19 protein-coding genes and 1 tRNA gene are annotated in these 20,153 nt (G+C 49.1%); 1 reads left to right on the top strand and 19 read right to left on the bottom strand.

Translation table 11 applies throughout. The features are described from left to right. Nucleotides 1-65: 65 nt before the first annotated feature. The 16 genes from LA360_RS18845 to LA360_RS18770 form a co-directional block, all read right to left on the bottom strand. Nucleotides 66-1,205, bottom strand: coding sequence for an aminotransferase class V-fold PLP-dependent enzyme (locus LA360_RS18845; RefSeq protein WP_002594193.1), 1,140 nt, complete (start codon nt 1,203-1,205; stop codon nt 66-68). Nucleotides 1,206-1,258: 53 nt separating this feature from the next. After that, on the bottom strand, nt 1,259-1,495 hold the full coding sequence (locus LA360_RS18840; RefSeq protein ID WP_002584566.1) for a putative Se/S carrier protein: 237 nt from the start codon (nt 1,493-1,495) through the stop codon (nt 1,259-1,261). A gap of 137 nt (nt 1,496-1,632) precedes the next feature. Continuing rightward, nucleotides 1,633-1,839 carry a sulfurtransferase TusA family protein gene (locus LA360_RS18835; protein WP_002584567.1) on the bottom strand — a complete coding sequence of 69 codons (207 nt, stop codon included), beginning with the start codon at nt 1,837-1,839 and terminating at the stop codon, nt 1,633-1,635. 12 nt (nt 1,840-1,851) lie between these two features. Beyond that, on the bottom strand, nt 1,852-2,946 hold the full coding sequence (yedE, locus tag LA360_RS18830; RefSeq protein WP_112481475.1) for a YedE family putative selenium transporter: 1,095 nt from the start codon (nt 2,944-2,946) through the stop codon (nt 1,852-1,854). 145 nt (nt 2,947-3,091) lie between these two features. After that, nucleotides 3,092-4,024, bottom strand: a complete 933-nt coding sequence (locus LA360_RS18825) for a selenium metabolism-associated LysR family transcriptional regulator (protein ID WP_002594194.1) — start codon at nt 4,022-4,024, stop codon at nt 3,092-3,094. A 6-nt stretch (nt 4,025-4,030) separates the two neighbouring features. Then, nucleotides 4,031-5,950: a selenocysteine-specific translation elongation factor gene (gene selB, locus LA360_RS18820; RefSeq protein ID WP_002594195.1), complete on the bottom strand. Its 1,920-nt coding sequence runs from the start codon at nt 5,948-5,950 to the stop codon at nt 4,031-4,033. Between the two features lie 4 nt (nt 5,951-5,954). Further along, nucleotides 5,955-7,367 carry an L-seryl-tRNA(Sec) selenium transferase gene (gene selA, locus LA360_RS18815; RefSeq protein WP_002594196.1) on the bottom strand — a complete coding sequence of 471 codons (1,413 nt, stop codon included), beginning with the start codon at nt 7,365-7,367 and terminating at the stop codon, nt 5,955-5,957. 30 nt (nt 7,368-7,397) lie between these two features. Beyond that, nucleotides 7,398-7,491, bottom strand: a tRNA-Sec gene (locus LA360_RS18810). Between the two features lie 212 nt (nt 7,492-7,703). Continuing rightward, a complete protein-coding gene (gene grdD, locus LA360_RS18805; RefSeq protein ID WP_022202086.1) occupies nt 7,704-8,825 on the bottom strand; it encodes a glycine/sarcosine/betaine reductase complex component C subunit alpha in 1,122 nt (373 codons plus the stop codon). Nucleotides 8,826-8,852: 27 nt separating this feature from the next. After that, nucleotides 8,853-10,409 carry a glycine/sarcosine/betaine reductase complex component C subunit beta gene (grdC, locus tag LA360_RS18800; protein WP_002584573.1) on the bottom strand — a complete coding sequence of 519 codons (1,557 nt, stop codon included), beginning with the start codon at nt 10,407-10,409 and terminating at the stop codon, nt 8,853-8,855. A gap of 212 nt (nt 10,410-10,621) precedes the next feature. Next, a complete protein-coding gene (gene grdA, locus LA360_RS18795) occupies nt 10,622-11,095 on the bottom strand; it encodes a glycine/sarcosine/betaine reductase complex selenoprotein A (protein ID WP_080567077.1) in 474 nt (157 codons plus the stop codon). A gap of 128 nt (nt 11,096-11,223) precedes the next feature. Further along, the gene (gene trxA, locus LA360_RS18790; protein ID WP_002584575.1) at nt 11,224-11,541 is read right to left on the bottom strand and encodes a thioredoxin TrxA; all 318 of its coding nucleotides are present in this window, start codon (nt 11,539-11,541) and stop codon (nt 11,224-11,226) included. 34 nt (nt 11,542-11,575) lie between these two features. After that, a complete protein-coding gene (gene trxB / locus LA360_RS18785) occupies nt 11,576-12,517 on the bottom strand; it encodes a thioredoxin-disulfide reductase (RefSeq protein WP_022202085.1) in 942 nt (313 codons plus the stop codon). Between the two features lie 206 nt (nt 12,518-12,723). Then, on the bottom strand, nt 12,724-14,031 hold the full coding sequence (gene grdB, locus LA360_RS18780) for a glycine reductase complex selenoprotein B (RefSeq protein WP_080633457.1): 1,308 nt from the start codon (nt 14,029-14,031) through the stop codon (nt 12,724-12,726). Nucleotides 14,032-14,040: 9 nt separating this feature from the next. After that, nucleotides 14,041-15,321, bottom strand: a complete 1,281-nt coding sequence (locus LA360_RS18775) for a glycine/sarcosine/betaine reductase component B subunit (protein WP_112481474.1) — start codon at nt 15,319-15,321, stop codon at nt 14,041-14,043. A 21-nt stretch (nt 15,322-15,342) separates the two neighbouring features. Continuing rightward, a complete protein-coding gene (locus LA360_RS18770) occupies nt 15,343-15,720 on the bottom strand; it encodes a GrdX family protein (RefSeq protein WP_112481473.1) in 378 nt (125 codons plus the stop codon). A 406-nt stretch (nt 15,721-16,126) separates the two neighbouring features. On the opposite strand from LA360_RS18770, the gene LA360_RS18765 reads away from it, so the two are divergent. Next, on the top strand, nt 16,127-17,149 hold the full coding sequence (locus LA360_RS18765) for a sigma-54 interaction domain-containing protein (protein WP_022202081.1): 1,023 nt from the start codon (nt 16,127-16,129) through the stop codon (nt 17,147-17,149). Nucleotides 17,150-17,257: 108 nt separating this feature from the next. Here the strand turns inward: LA360_RS18765 and LA360_RS18760 are convergent, their stop codons facing one another. The 3 genes from LA360_RS18760 to LA360_RS18750 form a co-directional block, all read right to left on the bottom strand. Beyond that, a complete protein-coding gene (locus LA360_RS18760) occupies nt 17,258-17,884 on the bottom strand; it encodes a nucleoside/nucleotide kinase family protein (protein ID WP_057571852.1) in 627 nt (208 codons plus the stop codon). 78 nt (nt 17,885-17,962) lie between these two features. Next, the gene (locus LA360_RS18755) at nt 17,963-19,504 is read right to left on the bottom strand and encodes an aminotransferase class I/II-fold pyridoxal phosphate-dependent enzyme (protein WP_022202079.1); all 1,542 of its coding nucleotides are present in this window, start codon (nt 19,502-19,504) and stop codon (nt 17,963-17,965) included. Next, on the bottom strand, nt 19,504-20,037 hold the full coding sequence (locus LA360_RS18750) for a DNA topology modulation protein (protein ID WP_002594199.1): 534 nt from the start codon (nt 20,035-20,037) through the stop codon (nt 19,504-19,506). The genes LA360_RS18755 and LA360_RS18750 overlap by 1 nt, the downstream gene beginning before the upstream one ends. Between the last annotated feature and the right edge of the window lie 116 nt (nt 20,038-20,153).

The following is a 20,153-nucleotide window of genomic DNA, read 5'->3' as shown; positions in this document are numbered from 1 at the left end:
GCCCAACTAAAAGTTTTTTTCCCTCCACCGTCATTGTTTCTTTTGTTACCACCAGACTTAACGGACTACTCCTCTGCCGCCAGTTCCCTCACGGCCTGAATCCCGGCATCTATCTCTTCCTCCGTATTAAAGCAAGAAAAGCTGAACCGCACCATTCCCTGTTCCACGGTCTTAAAGGATTCATGCATCAGAGGCGCACAATGGGCGCCGGGGCGGGTGGATATTCCGTATGTGACAGCCAGTTCGTCGCTGACCTCCGAGGAATCGTAATCTCCGATATTCAGAGCCACGATGGCCGCCCTCTCATCGGAAGAAAAATCGCCGTACACCCGGACTCCCGGTATCTGCACCACGCCGTCATAAAAACGGCGCATCAGTTCTGCCTCCCGCCGGTGAATGATTTCCACCCCGGTTTCCTTTATAAAGCCAAGGGCTGCATGAAGGCCTGCGATTCCATGGCCGTTCAGGGTCCCTGCCTCCAGGGCCGTGGGCATGTCCCGGGGATGTTCCTTCAAATAGGTGTGAACACCGCTTCCTCCTGTCTTGAGGGGCCTTATGTGTATGCCGTCCCCCACACAGATACCGCCTGTTCCCTGGGGGCCCAGAAGCCCCTTATGACCAGTAAAGCACAGCACGTCTATATGCATCCTCTTCATGTCAATGGGAAGGACTCCCGCTGTCTGGGACGCATCTACCACCAGGCGGATTCCGTGCCTGAGGCATATTTCACCAATCCGGTCCAAATCCATCCTGTTGCCGGTCAGGTTGGAGGCATGGGTACACACCACCGCCTTTGTCTCCGGACGTATGCTTTCCTCCAGCCGGTCATAACACAGGACTCCCTGCTCATCACAGGGCAGAATGGTCAGGCTGATTCCCCGTTTTTCCATAAGATAAAGAGGCCGAAGCACAGAATTGTGCTCCAGCACCGTGGTAATCACATGATCCCCTTCGGAGAACAGGCCCTGGATGGCCGTATTCAGGCTCTCCGTGGAATTACTGGTAAATGCAACCTGCAGGGGATTACCCAGGTTAAACAATTCCGAGATTCGCTCCCTGGTCTCGTATATCATCCTGGACGCGTCCAGGGATGCCTCGTGGGCTCCTCTGCCCGAATTGCCGAAATTCTTCATGGCATCCGCCACTGCATCTATGACACAGTCCGGTTTTCTCATGGTAGTAGCTGCATTGTCAAAATAAATCATGATAGCGCCTTCCTTTCCGCCCTAATCGCAACCGTTGAGCCATGCCCTCTAAATCAATACATGAGCCGGACCATTTCTTCATGCTCCATGCCCTTTTCCTTCATGAACTCAGCCATTTCCTGTTCCATGTCAGGTTCACAGCACCAGGCAAGGCCGCAGCCCGCGGATATTTCCCTGGGAACCGGTATCATCCTCCCTGACTTTTGGTTTTCCTTACAAAGCTTCTCCATGGCAATGGCTTCAGCCGTGGTATGAAACGTAATAATTAATTTTGGTTCTTTTTTTCTCATCCCATAAATCCTTTCGTATCTAAAAATATGCTGCAGCAGACTGTCACCAGGCTGTCAAACAGCCTGACTGCCTTCCACTGCAGCATCCGGTTTCAGAAGCCCTGGTTCAGACACGCTGTGAATCCGGGACATCTGTATTATTCAATCACAATCTCAAATTCAGACCCTTTTTCGGTTACTGTAGCCGTCTTACCCTGGCTCTTTGCGTATTTCTCAACATTCATCCTGGTGTGAGGTTCACTGACCAGCACCTTCACAGACTCACCCTTGTGCTTCTTGAGGGCTGCTGCGGTCAGCATCACAGGTTCAGGACAGGATAATCCTCTTGCATCCACTTCATACATATCTCTTACCTCCTATTTCCCTTCCTCTGACTTTGGCACAAACCCGATGATAAACAGAATGACAATGCATCCAATCACCGCAACCTTACCAGCCATGACAAGGCCGCCCGGCGCAGCGGGGGTATCTGCGGTGGCTGCCGCTGCCGCCGATGCGGCCAGTCCAAAGTTGTGGCAGAAAGCAGCTCCCACCAGAAGTCCAAGGAATGTCACGGCGGAATCAGATGAACCCTGGCCAGCTAAAACCAGTTGGCGCAGCGGGCATCCGCCTGCCAGGACAGCAGCGAAGCCAACGGCGTAAAGTCCCAGAATATTCCAGATATGTTGTGAATGTGCAACCGGCTGTCCTGCAAAGGAAAGCTTGAATCCGCCTGTAGCCAGATTAAACACCAGCATGACCGCAAACAGTCCGCCGATTACAGTAATCAAATCAAAATTTCTCATTAAAATGACGTCACGGATACTGCCCGCAAAGCAGGTCCTGCATTTCTGCGCTATGGCTCCAAACAGCAGGGCCACAACCAAAGCAAGAAGAGCAGGCGCATGCATGCTGCCCGGACCTTTTTCACTGAACGCAAACAATGTGGTAGTCAGACTCAGCACAAACAGCACCGCCAGGACAACCGGAAGCACTGCCCCGTTTATCTTTCCTGTTTCGTGGGCCCTTCCCAGTGAAAATCCATTCTTTAAAGCGATTGTTCCGGTAAATACTCCGGCTGCAAATCCGATGAATCCCACATACGCATTCAAATCACCTGCCGCCATGCGGATTACCATGCGCAGCGGGCATCCCAAAAACGCCAGGGAGCCAATCATCATGATGACACCCAGGATAAAGCGCAGCATAGGAGACGACCCTGCCGTGGAACGGTATTCCCTGGTAGCCAGGGCAATCAGGAAGGAACCGCAGACAAAACCCACGATTTCGGGCCTGAAATACTGCACCACCGCCGCGGTGTGAAGCTTCATGGCTCCTGCGGAGTCCCTGATAAAGCAGGCCACGCAGATTGCCATGTTCTTTGGATTGCCAAAGTAAGCGAGAATACATGCCAGTATTCCCAGTGCCACTCCGGACAGGAGCAGCGTTTTTTTAGAGCTTGTCAGATTCATAATCATATCCCCTTTTCTTTTGGTAAAACTACCTTCATCTTACCAAAGTGAAAGGGGCAAATCCAATTCAAAAAAACATGGTATCTTTTTTTGTTATAGACATTTTCTATGCAAAATCCTGTGCAGGACAAGCCTGCATAAACACTTACATAAACCGCCCGATATCCTGCTGCCAGTTCCTGTCCCTGTAGTCAATCACAAGGTCCCGGAAGGCTTCCGCTATGGGTGAAAGACGTATGTTTTTGCTGTATACCATGTAAAAAGTCCGTTTCTTCTCCAGGCCGTCTATCTTAAAGTACTTAATCCGGTGGGTTCCTTCTTTTTCCCCGGCAGCCATCCTGGACAGGATGGAGATTCCCAGGCCTCCGGCCACTGCCTGTTTGATAGCCTCGGTACTGTTCATCCGGGCAATCACGTCCACGTTTTTAAACACAGGTACACCGTGAATTTCCGCCTTTTCCATCTCCTGTTTTGTACCTGATCCCTCCTCCCGAAGGATGAAGGTCTCATGTTCAAAGTCCCGGAAGCTCACCGTACTCCCCTTCTTCCATCGGGAATACTTCTCCGTATCAGGCACAATGAGCACCAGCTCATCCATAAAGACAGGCTCATATACCAGACTGTTATGCATCTTATAGCCTGTGAGTCCAATCTCGCCCTTCTGGCTCATGACATCTTCAATCACTGTCTTGCTGTCCGACTGCTCCACATAAAAACGGATTTTCGGGCATTTGGCGTGAAACTCCCCTATGAGCCGGGGCAGATAGTACTGACCCGGAATGCTGGATGCATATACGTCCAGAACACCGTCCATTGCCTCGCATTGGGCCTGTACCGTGGCCAGCGCCTGCGACCTGGTATGGAGCATATCAATGGCATAAGGGTAAAACAGCTCCCCCTGCTTTGTCAGGGTTATCTCCCTTCCTGTCCGGTTCACAAGGGTTGTCCCCATCTCATTCTCCAGGTTATTGATATGGGCGCTGATCGTGGGCTGGGTCAGAAAGGAGGCGTCCGCTGCCTTTGAAAAACTTTTGTACTTTACCGCATTTACGAATGCTTCTAATTGTCTGAATTCCATATCCGCCTACCTCGACTTCTGGACAAGGATACGCACATCGTCCTGTTTCCGTGTTATCTTCTGCTGGTCGCAGTACTCCAGGAACAAAACAGCATACTTCCTGGAGGTTCCCAGCAGATCCCTGTAATCTCCCAGTGAAATGGTTGGATGGTCCTCAAAGTATTTCTTAAGAAGCCCCATGGCCTTTTCCCAATTGTCCCTGTGAATCATGGCACCAGGATTTATCTTTACCAATGCGCCCTTCTTTACCAAATCATTCACAATCTGTTTCGACAGTTTCTTATCCTTAAACTTGTTAACCACATCGTCTGTGGCCGGTATCTCATACCCTGCCATCAAGTAGGTATCTTCAATCTCCTTTAACATTCCCTTTATTTCATGGGAATATTCGGCATTAAATCCGGCTGCCGCAATCGCACTGCCTATGGTAACCGTAATGCCGCGCTTTATCATCTCATTTAAAAGGACATCTGCTTTCTTAGACTCCTGAATCCTGAAATTATCCAGTATACGGCTTTTAAATTCTTCCTTCTCCATTCCGTCGGAAATAGGATTCTCCTTGTGGAACTGATTCAGAAGCTCTGTACCGTATTGGGTAATTTCATTCCAGTAATATTTATGAATATAGCTGCCATCGCTGAGACGGACAGCCTTCTTCCCCTTGACCAGGGCCTCCAGCTGATCCTCTGTCTCCTGATTTGTCCAGTTGAGCTTGGCAGCCAGTATCTTAGGAACAGGGAAGTACCGGCTCTCCTCTTTAAGCTCCAGTTCCAGGACCTCTAAATCAGTGCCCAGCTCCTTTATACGAAGGCTGTCAATGACATCCTCATGATTCCTCTTATGCTTTAACGCCTCTGCCTCCAGCACGATGCCTCCGCCAAAGGTAATGGTGGGAGAATAGAAACGGATGATGAACCGGTCATTCCTCCTCACGGCCACAGGCTCGTCAAACCGGAACTGCACATAGGCCTCCTCACCCGCGGACAGCACATCCTTGTCAAGCAGCACTGCCTTGCATATGGCCTGGGCCGACCCATAGTTGATGTGGACCCTGTCCCCGTTTCTCAGTTCTCTGTCCGTGGAAGAGAACAACTGTACCTTAGCGTCTATGAACTGACTTTTCAAAAGAGAATCCTGGGCAGCCAGAACCTCTCCCCTGTTAATCTCGTCCTTCTTGATATTGACCAGATTCAGGGCCGTTCTCTGACCGGCATAGGCCATGTCCACCCTGTGACCGTGGGTCTGTATCTCCCTGATTTTGACGGTTCTCTCGGTGGGATAGAGCTCCACCTCCTGCCCCACCTGGCAGCAGCCCTCCAAAAGAGTTCCTGTGACAACTGTGCCGAATCCTTCCATGGTAAATACACGGTCTATAGGCAGACGGAACAATTCCTTCTCCTGACGCCTGGCGCCTGCAGCCCTTACCTTATCCACTATCATCTGTTTTAACACATCAATGTTTTTTCCGGTATAGGCGGATACCTGAATGCGGTCGGCATTTTCCATGAAGGTTCCCCTAACCAGGTTGTCCACATCATCATTTACAAGCCCGGCCCATTCCTCATCCACCAGGTCGGCCTTGGTAAATACCACAATACCCTGTTTGATATGGAGCATCTTAAGAATCTCAAAATGCTCTACGGTCTGAGGCATGACGCCTTCATCCAGAGCAACCACCAGAAGCACCAGATCGATGCCCCCAATACCTGCCAGCATGTTTTTCACAAACTTCTCATGGCCCGGAACATCGATGATTCCAATATGGATTCCGGCGTCATTGGGCAGGTTGGCAAATCCCAGCTCAATGGTAATTCCCCTTTTCTGCTCCTCCTTCAGCCTGTCCGTATCCGTCCCTGTAAGGGCCTTTATGAGACATGTCTTGCCGTGATCCACATGACCGGCTGTTCCCACTATCACATTCTGCATATCATCACCCCTCAACCTGTCTGCTGTCCATTGCGGTAAACGCTGCTACAATATATTCAAACTCATCTTCCCTGATGGTCCTCACATCCAGATATACCTGGTTATGGGTAATCCTTACAATAATTGGAATTTCTTCCCTGCGAAGAAGGCGCTCAATCTTTTCCGGCGCCAATGTTTTTCCCTGAACGGCCACCGCATATCCGTCCAATAGCACGGTGGGCGCGGAGCCTCCCCCTACCTGGTCCTTACACGCCTCCACCTCCACGGTGAAGTTATGGACCGCACTGCGGATGTCCCCGGCCAGCCTCTCTGCCCTGTCCTTAAGCTCTCCGGCCGGCGTGGTTATCATGTTCAGCACCGGTATGGTCCTGCGGGCCTGGCGGATATCCGAATACTCAAAGAAGGTAGCCTCCATGGCCGCCAGCGTCATCTTGTCCACCCGAAATGCCCTTGCCATGGGATGGGCCTTCATTTTATCAATGAACTCTTTCTTTCCTGCGATGATACCGCCCTGGGGTCCGCCTAACAGCTTGTCCCCGCTGAACAGAATCACGTCTATGCCGGTCTTTAAGGCGTCCAGAACCGTGGGCTCGTCCACCCCATAGTCTGTAAGGTCAGCCATGAGACCGCTTCCCATATCGTAGATAACCGGAAGATTTAATTTCTTACCCAGCTCCACCATCTCAGGAAGCTCCACCTCCTGGGTGAATCCCAGTATCCTGTAATTACTCGTGTGGACCTTCATCAGTGCGCCGGTCTCACCTTCGTGGTAGGCGTTCAGATAGTCCGAGGGCTTAGTCTTGTTTGTGGTTCCCACATCCATCAGCTTGGCGCCGCTCTGTTCCATGATTTCCGGCACACGGAAGGAACCGCCGATTTCCACCAGCTCCCCTCTGGAGACAATGACCTCCTTGTCCTTTGCCAGGGCGGAGAGACAGAGCATGGTTGCCGCCGCGTTGTTGTTGACCACCATGGCGGCTTCCGCCCCGGTAATCTTGGTCAGGATTTTCTCCACATGGTCATGGCGGGATCCTCTGGAGCCGCGCTTCACATCATATTCCAGATTGGTATAGTTCCTGGCTACGTCCATGATGCTCTCGCATGCCTTGTCCGATAGATTTGCCCTTCCCAGGTTGGTGTGAAGCACCACCCCTGTTGCATTGATGACGCGCCGCAGGCTCTTTTTCTTCTTGCCTGTAATGCGGGCCACGATTTCTGTCATCAGTGTTTCCTTGGTACCCACCTGATTCCTTCTGCCTTCCAGGATATCCTTCCTCAACTCCTGGGTGACTTCCCTGACCGATTCCACAATCACTGCTCTGGGCGTACTTTCCGTAAAAAAAAAGAGACGCTCATCCTGCAGCACCTCGTCTATCTTCGGAATCTTTCGGAGTAACTCTCTTCTATCTTCCATCATATATTACCTCCACTACAGATATGGTTTAAACGGAGGAGGTGGGAATCGAACCCACCCAGAGGGCTCTTAACCCCCCACAACGGTTTTGAAGACCGCGAGGCACACCAGCAACCTATCAACCTCCATATCCTTTGGATAGCATTTAGCTTAAATATACTATCATGTATTCAGTTGTATGTCAATCCGTAACTTCCGAAAAAGTTATCGCGAAAACTTAAGCTTCTTCTGAGTTTCCGCCCCGCGAAAACGTTGTTTCGCGGGTACGGAACATGTATAACTTATGAATGAATGGCTTTATTTATGATATCAGGCCCGTACAGCCAGACCGGTATATATTTAGCTGACGTATCCGGCTGCCTTCAGAATCTCATGTGCCTTATCCTTGTTGGCATCAGACATCAGTACGATGGGGCCTGTGCATCCCATGCCGCTCTCAGCATAGATACCGGCTTTCCACAGCGCCTTAACAGCGTCCTCCAGGTCCATTACCTCGATACCCGGAATCTGTGAAGTAACTACTTCCTTAGGAGGCATCTTCACTTCCTCGGATGCCGCGCCTGCGTCCTTCCTGCCCGCGGACTTCAGCTCATTGATGATATCCTTAAGTCCGGCCTCGTTAGCCTTCTCAAATTCTTCATCAGCAACCTTCTTCCAGTCATGGCGGACCAGGTTGGTGGCGAACTCCATGGCTCCTGCAATGACAGGCGCGCCGGAAGCACGCGACACGATCATGATGAGACGGTCATATCCCTCGCCCACGCCGGGACCGTAACCGAATCCTAAGGACTCGTAATTACCGCCTGTGGTGTAGGATGAGAACACCTTCATCATCAGGTTGCCTGTCAGGGAATCCATAACCATGATATCAGGAGTTCCTCCCAACAGGTCATTTCCTCTCATGACAATACCGCCGTCAGCCCTTACAGACTCTGCGAAGTTAATATCATAGCCGTTCTCAGCCAGCTTGAGAAGTGCCTTCTCTGTCTGGCGGGCGCCGTCAATGTTGGCAATGCCTACGGTCGGGTTTTTCACGCCGTCAGCCTTTGCCGCAATGATTCCATAGATTGCGTTCTTAACCATGCCGCTGATACGGTCTGTGTCGGACGTACCTGTGGTGGTGGCAATATACATAGGTTTTCCCTTGCCCGGGGTGATAACCTTTCCCACTGTGGACACACCGATGGGGAATGGATAATGCATGGTTACAGCGCCGTCGATCTCGCCGGAATCCAGCATTTCTTCCATCTTCTTATGAAGGTCTTCCCCCTCGATCAGGACAGCCTTAAGTCCCTTCATCTCGGCAATTTTCATGGCTTCTTCTATATTATCCTGGCCATGTTCGCTGCCTTCTGAGGCGAAGCCGATAACCGGCTTTTTGCCATATTGTCCTGTTTCAAGAGCATCGGCCACCTCAAGAAAAGTATTAGCAATCATAGCTTTTATTTTCTTATCAGACATAACTTATTTCCTTTCTCTCGGTGAAAATTATTCCTCTTCGCCCATCAGACCCTGGGCAAACGCTCTCATGGCCTGGCCAATCATAGCCTTTACCTTGCTCTCATCTACACCGCCGCTCTCCTTTGAAGCAGAACCATCGTTGGCCTGAACCACGAAGGATACGCCGTCGAACAGATTGGTCATTCTTCCAAGGAATAAGCTTCCCTTACCGATAATCATGGCGCGCTTTGTCTCGCCTGCCAGAATTTCGTCTCTCAGAAGTCCAAGGTAAGGAACGCCTGAAGGAATATGTCCCTGGGTTGGAGCCCAGCCGGTCATACCATGCTCCTTAACGAAATCCGCAATCTCATTGCGCTGTAATTCGCCCCTCTTAACGCCAAGAGCAGCAATCATCTTGTAGTTAGCCTCAGGAACATCGCCTGCGCCTGCCGGCTTTGTGATGTCCGGATTCTGCATCTCAGGAGAGTACTTGTCGATATCCACAATCTTTAAACCAGCCTCATCCAGAGGATTAGTTACCAGGGAAGATATAACGTTCTGAGGAGCGGATCCTGTTCCAACTGTATGGCGTCCTACGATATCAGTTCTGATCTGTGGGTTTACGCCGTCGTCAGCACTTACTAATACGGAGAATCCTGCGATAGCGTCTTCCAGAATCGGAAGTCCCTTCTTCACATGGTCCTTGCCGTTCATACCTAATTTAGCGGTACAGCCGCCTGCCGTAACCACAACGTTCTTGAATGTTCCTGCCTTTACCAGGGCAGCTGCATGAAGCATTGCATGAGCTGGCCCTGCGCAGAAACCTCTTACGTCAGAACCGGTTGCATTAACAAATCCGGCAACCTCAGCGGCTGCCTTTGCAAAGTTGCCGCCGCCTCTCTGGTTCATATCGCCGCAGGCTTCCTCGCAGCAGTCAACAACATAATCTATGTCAGCGGGATTAACTCCTGCTTTTTTTACCAAGTTAAGTAAGGATAATACATTAGAAGCCTTTGTTACCAGGTTCTCTAACATAACGTGTGCGGATAAGTTAACATCCACGTCATGAGCTCTCTTAACAGCGCCAACCAGTGCATTGTTGAAGTACAGCGGCTCTGCGTGCTCGTCATTTACCAGAGCAGCGATTTCTTCCTGTGTTGTCTCACTGTTCTTATCAAGGATTGCTACATGCTCGTCTGTGAACATATGATGTGCATCCAGCTTTGCCTTAATGTCAGCTGCAAATCCCTTTTCCAGTTTAACCAGGTCAAATACGTCGCAGATCTGAATCAGGCCGTAGAACTCATCCTCAGGCATAATCTCTCCGTACTTGCCGTCCTTGCTGGCCCCATCCATTAATTTGTCATACCATGGAAATCCAACTTCAGCCATTTTCTGTGGCTTTTCATTGCCAATATATACCTGGTTCGGCATATAGTTAACGGCATCCTCAAAACTTCTAAGGTGGCTTGGAAGCTCCTTCAAATATTCCGACTCAGGATTAACAATCATCTCTGTTGTCTGTGTTGTACCATTGTGAATAACCATATCAGGTGTAACCGCCAATGTATAGCTGGCACCCTTTAAAACTGCATAACCGTTCATTCCTTCACCTCACCATAATTTATGACATCTAGTACTGCGTTGCGCAAGTCTCAGTCCGCGGCCGTCTTCGCGCGGCCGCTGCAAAGTACAGCTATGTATCATACTGGAACTTGCGCAATGCAGTACTAGCATAGTTGTGCAATAAAAACCCCTTTATTACACAAAACCCCCCGGAGCCCCCATGAAGAGCCTCCAGGGGAATTACATTTTAATTATAAATATTTGCAATACTGCTCTCTGATGGAAGACATCTCCTTAGCGATGTCATCAACGTCCATAACCATCTCCATCATGCTGATCTGATCGTCATAAACGCTGCTGTCAACCTCATCTTTGATCTCGTTCTCACAAACATGGAATACACTTAGTCCCAACTGGACTCCTGCTAGCGGACCTGCATAAGTTGGATCGCCTGCTGTAACGGTTTCTGCAGCTAAACCAGCTGCCTCACCCTCTGCTGCTCCAAGAACAACTACAATGTTCTCTGGGCCATACTGCTCAGCGAAATCTTTAACTCTCTTCTGATTTTCCAGATCCATAGCACCAGCGGCCGTTCAGACGAAGCATTCAGTTGAAGAATATACAACTTCAGCGCCTGCGGTCTTTACGCATTCTTCTATGGCTGGTCCCGGAATACCGTCACGGTCTCCGATGATAATGACCTTTTTGTCTTTCAAAATTGCCATATCCGTTTTCCTCCTTGTTTTATTTTTGGTATTTGATTTGGCCGCCGGGTATTAGCCCGGCACCATAATATAGACAAACGTCAGTATTGACGGTTGCTAGTAAAATAATGCAGTTATCTGAGGACAAATTATAAGTTAGCCTCAATCATAGCCTTGATGTTCTCAACAGTTGCATCGTCCTTAACGCACTCAGCAACCTTCTCGCCGCCCTTGTAGATAGCGATAACAGGAAGACCAAGAATCTTCTGTCCGATTGCCAGACGGCGTGCCTTGGTGGTGTTTAAAGAGGTGAATTTAATCTTATCGCCGTAATCACCCTCCATAGCATGGATATGTGGCATAAGCGCCGCGCAGGGTACGCATCCGTCGCCATAAAAATCAACCAGTACTGTGCCTTCAGCCTTCAATACTTCTTCTTCAAAATTGTCCTTGGTTAAATCTACCATTGGTATTACCTCCCTATTCTCAACTATGAATCACTTATTTCTGCTCTGCAAGCCATCTCTCAACCTGCATGGAAGCGATTGCTCCGTCTGCAGCAGCAGTAACAACCTGTCTTAAGCTCTTTACGCGGATATCGCCAACCGCGTACACGCCTTCCACATTGGTGTGCATGTCTTCGTCGGTCTTGATGTATCCGCGGTCCATCTCTAACTTGCCTTCAAACAGTTCGCTTCTTGGGTTGTATCCGATGAAGCCGAATACGCCGAACAGGCCGTCGTCTTCGTCTGCATCGATTCTTGTAAGCTCGCCTGTCTTAACATTCTTAACAGTCATGCCGGAAAGGATGCCGTCTCCGTGAAGCTCTTCCACAACCGTGTCCCACATGAAGAACAGCTTAGGATTCTTGAACGCGCGCTCCTGGATGGATTTTGCTGCACGCAGTTCATCACGGCGATGGATGACAGTAACTTTTCTTGCAAACTTTGTCAGGTACATGGCTTCCTCAACAGCAGAATCGCCGCCGCCAACTACGAATACCTCCAGACCCTCGAAGAAGGAAGCATCGCAGGTTGCGCAGTAGGAAACGCCCTTGCCCATGAACTCGCCCTCGCCCTTGCAGCCGATTGGCCTTGGGAAAGCGCCGGTAGCGATGATCAGGGTACGTGCCTTATAAGTTCCGTTGCTGCCAACCAGTGTCTTTACCGGGCCTTCGATATCAACGCTGACAATGGTATCGCAGACACGCTCAGCACCAAATTTCTCGACCTGCTTGGTCATTCTTTCAATCAGGGAAGGACCGCTCTCGCCGTCTACCATCTGTCCAGGATAATTCTCAATCTCGTCTGTGATGGCAATCTGGCCGCCGTCTTTTCCTTTTTCAATGAGCAGCGTATCCAGACGCGCTCTTCCCGCATAGATTCCGGCTGCAAGTCCGCTAGGACCCGCACCCAGAATGATGACATCATAAATCTTGTCCATCAGAATATCTCCTTACACATCAATTGAATTTCAGGGTTCACAAAATGCCGCTTCAAATTACATTTTATCATCAAATAAACAGTTTGCAAACTCTTTTTTTGTGCAATTACACCATTTTCAGAACGTTGTTGAATCATACCATGGTAACTTTAGCACCATTGGAGGGACCCGGCAATGTTCTTTTTTACGGATGTCGAACTTTCAGTTTACTCAAATACAGTCTGCTCTGTAACCGGGGTCTCCAGTGCTGTCAGAGCCTTTGTCAGTATATGTCTCCTGATTTCCTTCTCTTCTTCCATGGTCAATGCAGGATTGCCAAGAGGATGAGGAATAGCGATAGCAGGAACAATACGGTTAGCTCCTACTGTCAGCGAAATCGGAACTACAGTTGCAATATGAACTACTGGGATTCCTGCTCTTTCAATTTCTTTTACCATCGTTGCACCGCAACGTGTACAGGTACCTCAGGTAGAGGTCAGAATGACCGCGTCTACCCCGTCATTCCTCAGCTCCTGTGCGAACTCTGCAGCGAATCTCTTAGCGTTAGCTACGGATGTACCGTTGCCAACTGTAGTATAGAAATATCTGTGCAGGCTGCCGATTTTTCCTTCTTTTTCAAATTCTCTTAAAACGTCAACAGGAAGGACTCTGTCTGCGTCTTCGTTTGCATATACCGGGTCGTATCCGCCGTGAGCAGTCTCATATGTGGCCTCTGTCAGGTCCATGACACCGTCTATGTCATACTTGCCGTACTTGGAAGCACTGGAGGACTCGATGTGGTCCGGATTGCCCTTTGGTACAATACCGCCGGAGGTAACCAAAGCGATTTTTGCATGAGCCATATCCTTAACAGCCGGATTAGGATCTACCCTGTCGAAATCAGGCATTGGGAACTCGGTTGTGAATTCCTTGCCGGCCAGCTTCTTAACCAGCATCTCAACTGCTCTCTGAGAGCCTCTCTTGTCCTCGAAGAAGTTGACACGGATGCCGTTTGGCATATAGCCCTCTTCCTTGGAGGAACCAAGCTTCTCACCCTTGGCAAGCTTAATTGCCAGAGGAGCCATGGTGGCAACAGCACTTCTCATGCCGGCTGCGCTGTTCCTGGTCTCAACGATATATACTTTTGTCTTGTACATATCAGCGCCCGGGTTTTCTTTGTACATACCTGTCAGAACCGGAATGTTTAATTCTTCCTTAACTGCCAGTGCAACGGTACCGCAGGCAACGCCGTAGCGTCCTGCATTAAATGCCGGTCCGCAGATAACTGCGTCTGGCTTCTGGCTGCTGATCATATCCAGAATGGTCTTCTTAGCAGCTTCAACGTTCTCGTTGAAATAGGAGTCGCCGCAGATAACGGTAGCCACGATTTCTGCCTCATCTCCAAATGCCTGGTTGAACGCCATACCAGGGCCTACAATGCCTTCTCTTAATTCCGGCTGGTAATCAGCCTTTTCCTCGCCGCCGATGTTAGCGAAGAACTGGTTAATATAATGAACAATTCTTAACTTTGACATCTTATCCTCCTATCTGGCACTTAATTTATTGAAGCCCATCTCATTTGTTGCTCCTGTGATTACCTGAAGCTCAGCAACAATGGAGCCGTCTTCATGTAAGCTTCCGTCGAATCCGCCTGCAATGATATCAGCTACCTCAGGATAGCCGATTACCTTGTCCATTGCCGGTAAATTGATAACCATGTTTGCGTTTCCGCCTGTAACAACCGCATTGGCACTTGCATCTGCATCTGCCAGGGACTGGGAAGCTCCGTCGCGTCCTGCGTACTCATCGGTAATGATAACAGTCTTAACGCCTTTTCCTTCAATCTTCTTGCAGTTCATGATAAGGTCAGTATCCGGGTTACCGAAGCCCTCCTGGGAAACGATAGCGCCGTCAACGCCTAAGAACTCGCAAAGCTTGGATGTCCAGTCAGAAGAACGCATCTTGTCGGCAAGGTATACGTTCTCGTTGGTGATGATGACACCTACAAAGTTCAGGGTCTTTCCGTGCTGTTCAAATAAGTCTGCGACAACAGGGTTATTAAGGTGGTGATAGGTTGTGTTCTTGTCGCACGCAGATACGCAGTTACCGCTTAAAACAGCGCCGTCCATTAATTCGGTCGGGTTTAAGATGGTTGGCAAGGACTGTTTCATATCTACGCCGTATACATATGTATCATGCATCAGGCCCTGGCTCTGAAGCATAAGTACGTAAGCTACTCTTGGAAGCTCAGGATACTTTTCAATTCCCTCTTTAACGGAACAGGTCTCATATACTTTAACTTCATCAGGCTCTACGTCCTTAGCCAGCTTGCCGATGTAATCAGCAGCCTTCAGGCCTGCGAATCTGACAGCCTTCTCATGAGCATGCTTTGCAAGTCCGTCGATTGGCTCGCATACAACAACCAGGTTGTTTAACTGGGAGAATGGTGTGTACTTCGCTCCCTCGCCGCACATATCGATGATACCTTCCTGGAAGCCGACAATCTTACCTGTGGTAACAACCGCGGAACCCTTTAATACGTTGGTTCTTCCGCTTCCCACTGTCTCCACCTTGGAAATAACGCCCGGGAATAAGTTTCCACCTCCGTTGACTTTTACACGTGGCTCGATCACGTCCTTTACCGGCATGATACGGACACTCTCTCCTGGTTTTGCAATCTCAAACTCAACAGACTTCAGGTTCTCATCTTCCAACAAAAGTGCCTTTAACTCTTCTGCATTAACATAAATAGTTCCGTTTTCCACTTTTGATTCAGATGCAAACTGAATGTCGTTAATCTGAACGAACCCCAACTCAAGTTTCATCTAATCACTCCTCCTTGTATATTATTTTTTTACAGCTCCTTCAATCAAAGATAAATCAACGTCCCTGAAGTCTTCCAGTATATTTTCCGGCCAATCAGGAGTCCGTCTGTCCTTCATGAATTTCTCACAGGACTGAATACTGTTCTCCATCACCATCTCAAACTGGTAAAATTCTTCTCTTTCAACCTCAGAGTCGGAAATTATGATTGTTTTGTAAGGAATCTGGTTAGGCTTCAGGCTCCCTGCCATAGGATGGGTTTCCAGGCGATAACCTTTATGTATATAGTTTCTCACCTTGATTAACACATCAATGTAGGAACCATTTTCCAGGAAGTCCACTTTTAATTTGTCCTGATATCTGTCCCTGCACTTCATGTTGTTTGTCACTACGATGTACATGATGTTTCACCCTTTGAATCTTTCTTAATTTATTAGGCATAGGATTCCATTCCACATAATAATAGAGCAATTATCGTGCCAACTTTTTCTAAAGTGGGATTTTTTTTTATTTTTTATCTTTTAACCAATGAAAATTCATTTTTTCTATTGCTTTTCCGTCCTTTATAGGTTTTCTATATTGTCTATTTTGTCATTCTTTTAACTTCTTACTTTTTTTAAATTTCTTTTTTTCGTGAACTATTTTTCTTGATAGTGAAATAAATTTCAGCTATAATAGGGGGTAGAGAGGGATTCTTTTTATTTTTGTCATTCATTTTTCCCTTCTTTTACAATTTTTATGTTATTTTTTTCTCAATTTTATACATAATTAATAAAATTTGAAAATCTAACTACAGGAGACCCGCTTATGGACGAAAACGATATGAAAAAAAAGTTTTTTTTCAACACAAAATCCCCTGCCTACCGGAGGGCATTGGAAGACTGCGAACGTGTGGCAGCATCCAATGTAAACGTCCTCCTTATTGGGGAATCCGGTTCCGGCAAGGATGTGGCTGCCCAGTACATACATGCCTGCAGCCGCCGTTCCGACATGCCGCTCATAGCGGTCAACTGTAATGCCTATACGGAATCCCTTCTGGAAGCAGAGCTGTTTGGCCATGAGCAGGGCGCGTTTACAGGCGCCATCAAGGGCCGGGCCGGTAAGTTTGAGCTGGCGGATAAAGGCACCCTGTTCTTAGACGAGGTGGGCGACATCAACCTGACCACCCAGGTCAAGCTGCTGCGCGCCATTGAGACAAAGAGAATTGAACGAATCGGCGGCAACAACAGCAAACAGCTGGATTTCCGGCTGATAACAGCTACCAACCGCGACCTGGTGGCCAAGGTGCGCAACAGTACCTTCCGGGAGGATTTCTTCTACCGTATCAGCACCATTGTCATCCGCATCCCCGCCCTTAAGGAAAGGAAGGAGGATTTGGTGGACATGATTCACTTCTTCCTGGAGGAATCCCAGAGAGTGAATCAAATCAGAATCGACCGCATTGACGAGAAAGCCTGGGATTTCCTTATTAATTATGATTATCCGGGCAACATCAGGGAGCTGAGAAACCATGTGGACCGAATGGTGGTCCTCTCCAAGAACCATGTCATCACCACGGAAGGTATTCCCATTCTCTATAATCTGAAGACAACGGATGACGACAGTACTTCCAGCTCCTTCACCCAGGCGGGCATCGTGCCCTGGCGGGAATTCAAGCGTCGCAGTGAGAAGGAGTACCTGCAGTGGGTCTTAAACCAGATGGGGTGGAACATATCAGCCACTGCCTATAAGCTGGGAATCAGCGCCAGGCAGCTGTTTAATAAGATTAATGAATATAATCTGGAAAATCCCCAGACTGGCAGGCCTCAGAAGCCGGTGCACAGTATCTGAGGCCAGGTAAAGCAGTGATTTTTTTGTAATATTTTTCATACAAAAATAACGTGCTGCGAAAGCCGAATCCAGTCGGCATTCACAGCACGTATTTTATAATGACCGTTTTCAGATATTCTGAAATTCCGGCTGTCCTATATCTTGTTCCCTATGACAAATCCCCTCAATCTCCTGCACAATCTCCCTAAGACAATCCTCCAGCACCACATTTTCATACTGCCTTGTTATGCTGCTCTCTTCCAGATGGCTTGGGCTGAAATCCTCCTCATCTGCCAGGAAACGTCTGCACATTTCCTTATACTTAGGCACGGTCTGCTGCTGTTCCCGTTCCAGAGCCCGCCGCAGCCTCAATCCATCCTCCACATAAATATAGAGCGGGACAAGGGCCTCCTCTCCATAATAAGCACGCATCTTCCCGTAGGATTCCAGGGTACCCATAATCAGATAATTGCCTGTTTTCAAATCAATCTGCCCATCGTCAGCTGTAAAATAACTCCACGGGCCGTAAACCGTGTCATAGGTCCGGCACTCAATCAAAATACCATCCTTCCTGCACTGTTCCAGATAAGAACGGTCCACAAAAAAATACTCCACCCCATTTTGTTCCCCGTCCCGTATGGGTCTGGTTGTATACATGGTAACCGTCTTAAGTTCCGGCATCCTGCTGTGGAGCCTCTTATATATGGTATCTTTTCCGGAGGCACTCTTGCCCATGACATAAAATATTTTTCCCATGATTCACACTGCACTTTCTTATCTCATTCAGTCTTTCTGTTCCGTCCCTTTTTCTGTTTCATTCTTCCTGATATCCCGTCAGTCCTTCTGAACTATGCGGATAGTCCTGAGGGACTTGTCCGCAGGGCCCTGCACCGGAAGCCCCTTATCCCTGTATTCCAGAATCACCTCCAGGGTGGGCCCGCTAATCCATTCCCCCGGAGCCACAATGGGTATGCCCGGCGGATAGATATAAACAAACTCCCCGGAAATACACCCTGCGCTGTCCTCCAGACCAACGGACTTCATATTTCTGTCCATGGCCTCACCCATGGACATGGCCGTGTCACACCGCATACTGTATACACTGCCTCTGTGCATATCCTCTCCACCTGATTTATCATCCGTTCCCGTGACAGGCTCTTTGCCGTTTTTCCTGCGGGCATCCGAACCGCGGGATGCCAAACAGCTGTCAATCCGGGTCAGTGCATCCCCCAGGCGTTCCAGGCCCTGTGCGCTGTCCATGGCCGTCGTAATGGCTGTCACGTAATCAGCTCCGCACATTTCCATCTCCAGATGATATTCCCTGCGCAGAATATCGTCCAGCCGGGCGCCGGTAAAGCCGGTATCTCCATTTTCCTGTGAAACCAGGTACGTTCCCCTGGTTGAAACCACGATTTTAGAGATATCCAGGTCCTTGATTCCTGCCTGTCCTATGATTCCTGTATCCGCCAGGCGCAGATGCCTCATCTGACCCAGCCCCGACCGCAGCTTGTGAAGCTGTCTCCCATAGGACGTCATATCCATATGTTCCATCTGGAATATACTGTTTTCTATGCTGGCCATGAGCAAATAGGAAGGACTGCTGCTCTGTACCATGTGAAGATACCGGTCAATGCGCTCCCGGTCAGCATAGCATCCGCCGCCCGGCCGGTTGCACTTAATATGGAGCAGAGCTGTCTGGGTCAGGCTGGGAAGGGTCTTATGCACGCTCTGAATCACCACATCTGCCCCCAGGTCCAGTGCGGACGCCGGAAACATGGCGTCATACCGGAAATGGGCTCCATGGGCTTCATCCACAATCAGCGGAAGTCCTGCCCTGTGAACGATTTGGGCAATGGCCTCTATGTCGGATACGATTCCGTCATAGGTGGGGCATACAATGAGGACTGCCTGTGTGTCCATATACCGCTTAAGCATCCTGTCCACATCTTCCGCCGTGATTCCTCCCTGTATCCCCAATCCTTCTATCTCCTGTGGATAAACATAGGAGGTTTTAAGCTGATTCAGATAAATTCCGTGGTACACGGATTTATGGCAGTTCCTGCTCACCAGGATTCTGCCGCCTCTGGGTACTGCTCCGCATACAGCGGCAAGAATCCCGCTGGTACTTCCATTAATCAGATAATAGGTCTGGTCCGCCCCGTAGACATCCGCCGCCCATTTCATGGAATCCCTCAGGATTCCTTCCGGGTGGTGAAGATTATCAAACCCGTCAATCTCCGTTATGTCCACTGTCCAGGGATTGGCAAAGCTGTCCATAGGGCCCGGCATGCGCTTATGCCCGGGCATATGGAAGGGATACATGTCCGAACCGGCATAAGCAGCCAGGCGGTTAATCAGAAGTTCTTCCTGTTTCATCACAATGTCCTCTCACGGCTCCGTAATATCAGCCTTGTCATGCTGTCCTTTAACTGTTTCCGATTGCGGACCACCAGCGTCTTATGCGGATATCTGGCTTTAATGGACTGATGACTGTGGGCTTCATCCCGCCCGTCACGGAGAATCCATTTCACGAAGTCCCAGTCAATCTTCTCACGGCAGCCTTCGGCCATGCTCTCCCTGGTTTTATCTCTGTACTCCAAATACCGTTTTACTGCCTGCCACAGGCAGATTCTTCTGGTATAATCCATGAAAACGATGAGGTCCGCTTCCTCCAGACGCCGTTCCTGGCAGAATTTTGCGTAGTTGCCGTCAATAATCCAGCCCGTGTCCTGATTCTCGTCCAGGAATGCCTCTGCCATACGCTTCGCCTCCTCCCGGTCCCTCTCTTTCCATCCGGGTTCAAATTGTATCCTGTCCAAATACAGAACAGGGCAGTCATAGAGCCTGCCCAGTTTCTTAGCCAGTGTGGATTTTCCCGCACCGCTGTATCCCATCACTGCTATTTTCATATAGTCAACTCCATATCATCCGCGTTTTTCTTTTCATAGTATACATGAAAAACCATCGGATTCATAGAGGGATTCTCAGAGTTTTCTGCTTATAGCTGTACCCTGCATGAACCTCC

The sequence above is a fragment of the Enterocloster clostridioformis genome, assembly GCF_020297485.1.
GTDB classification, from domain to species: domain Bacteria; phylum Bacillota; class Clostridia; order Lachnospirales; family Lachnospiraceae; genus Enterocloster; species Enterocloster clostridioformis.
Note: the sequence above shows the minus strand (reverse complement) of the source record. Positions and strands in the feature narration are given on the sequence as shown.

Bases quoted from the DNA above. Each gene is read 5' to 3' on its own strand.
- LA360_RS18845 (WP_002594193.1), bottom strand. From the start codon at position 1,205: ATGATTTATTTTGACAATGCAGCTACTACCATGAGAAAACCGGACTGT.
- LA360_RS18840 (WP_002584566.1), bottom strand. From the start codon at position 1,495: ATGAGAAAAAAAGAACCAAAATTAATTATTACGTTTCATACCACGGCT.
- LA360_RS18835 (WP_002584567.1), bottom strand. From the start codon at position 1,839: ATGTATGAAGTGGATGCAAGAGGATTATCCTGTCCTGAACCTGTGATG.
- yedE (WP_112481475.1), bottom strand. From the start codon at position 2,946: ATGAATCTGACAAGCTCTAAAAAAACGCTGCTCCTGTCCGGAGTGGCA.
- LA360_RS18825 (WP_002594194.1), bottom strand. From the start codon at position 4,024: ATGGAATTCAGACAATTAGAAGCATTCGTAAATGCGGTAAAGTACAAA.
- selB (WP_002594195.1), bottom strand. From the start codon at position 5,950: ATGCAGAATGTGATAGTGGGAACAGCCGGTCATGTGGATCACGGCAAG.
- selA (WP_002594196.1), bottom strand. From the start codon at position 7,367: ATGATGGAAGATAGAAGAGAGTTACTCCGAAAGATTCCGAAGATAGAC.
- grdD (WP_022202086.1), bottom strand. From the start codon at position 8,825: ATGTCTGATAAGAAAATAAAAGCTATGATTGCTAATACTTTTCTTGAG.
- grdC (WP_002584573.1), bottom strand. From the start codon at position 10,409: ATGAACGGTTATGCAGTTTTAAAGGGTGCCAGCTATACATTGGCGGTT.
- trxA (WP_002584575.1), bottom strand. From the start codon at position 11,541: ATGGTAGATTTAACCAAGGACAATTTTGAAGAAGAAGTATTGAAGGCT.
- trxB (WP_022202085.1), bottom strand. From the start codon at position 12,517: ATGGACAAGATTTATGATGTCATCATTCTGGGTGCGGGTCCTAGCGGA.
- LA360_RS18775 (WP_112481474.1), bottom strand. From the start codon at position 15,321: ATGAAACTTGAGTTGGGGTTCGTTCAGATTAACGACATTCAGTTTGCA.
- LA360_RS18770 (WP_112481473.1), bottom strand. From the start codon at position 15,720: ATGTACATCGTAGTGACAAACAACATGAAGTGCAGGGACAGATATCAG.
- LA360_RS18765 (WP_022202081.1), top strand. From the start codon at position 16,127: ATGGACGAAAACGATATGAAAAAAAAGTTTTTTTTCAACACAAAATCC.
- LA360_RS18760 (WP_057571852.1), bottom strand. From the start codon at position 17,884: ATGGGAAAAATATTTTATGTCATGGGCAAGAGTGCCTCCGGAAAAGAT.
- LA360_RS18755 (WP_022202079.1), bottom strand. From the start codon at position 19,504: ATGAAACAGGAAGAACTTCTGATTAACCGCCTGGCTGCTTATGCCGGT.
- LA360_RS18750 (WP_002594199.1), bottom strand. From the start codon at position 20,037: ATGAAAATAGCAGTGATGGGATACAGCGGTGCGGGAAAATCCACACTG.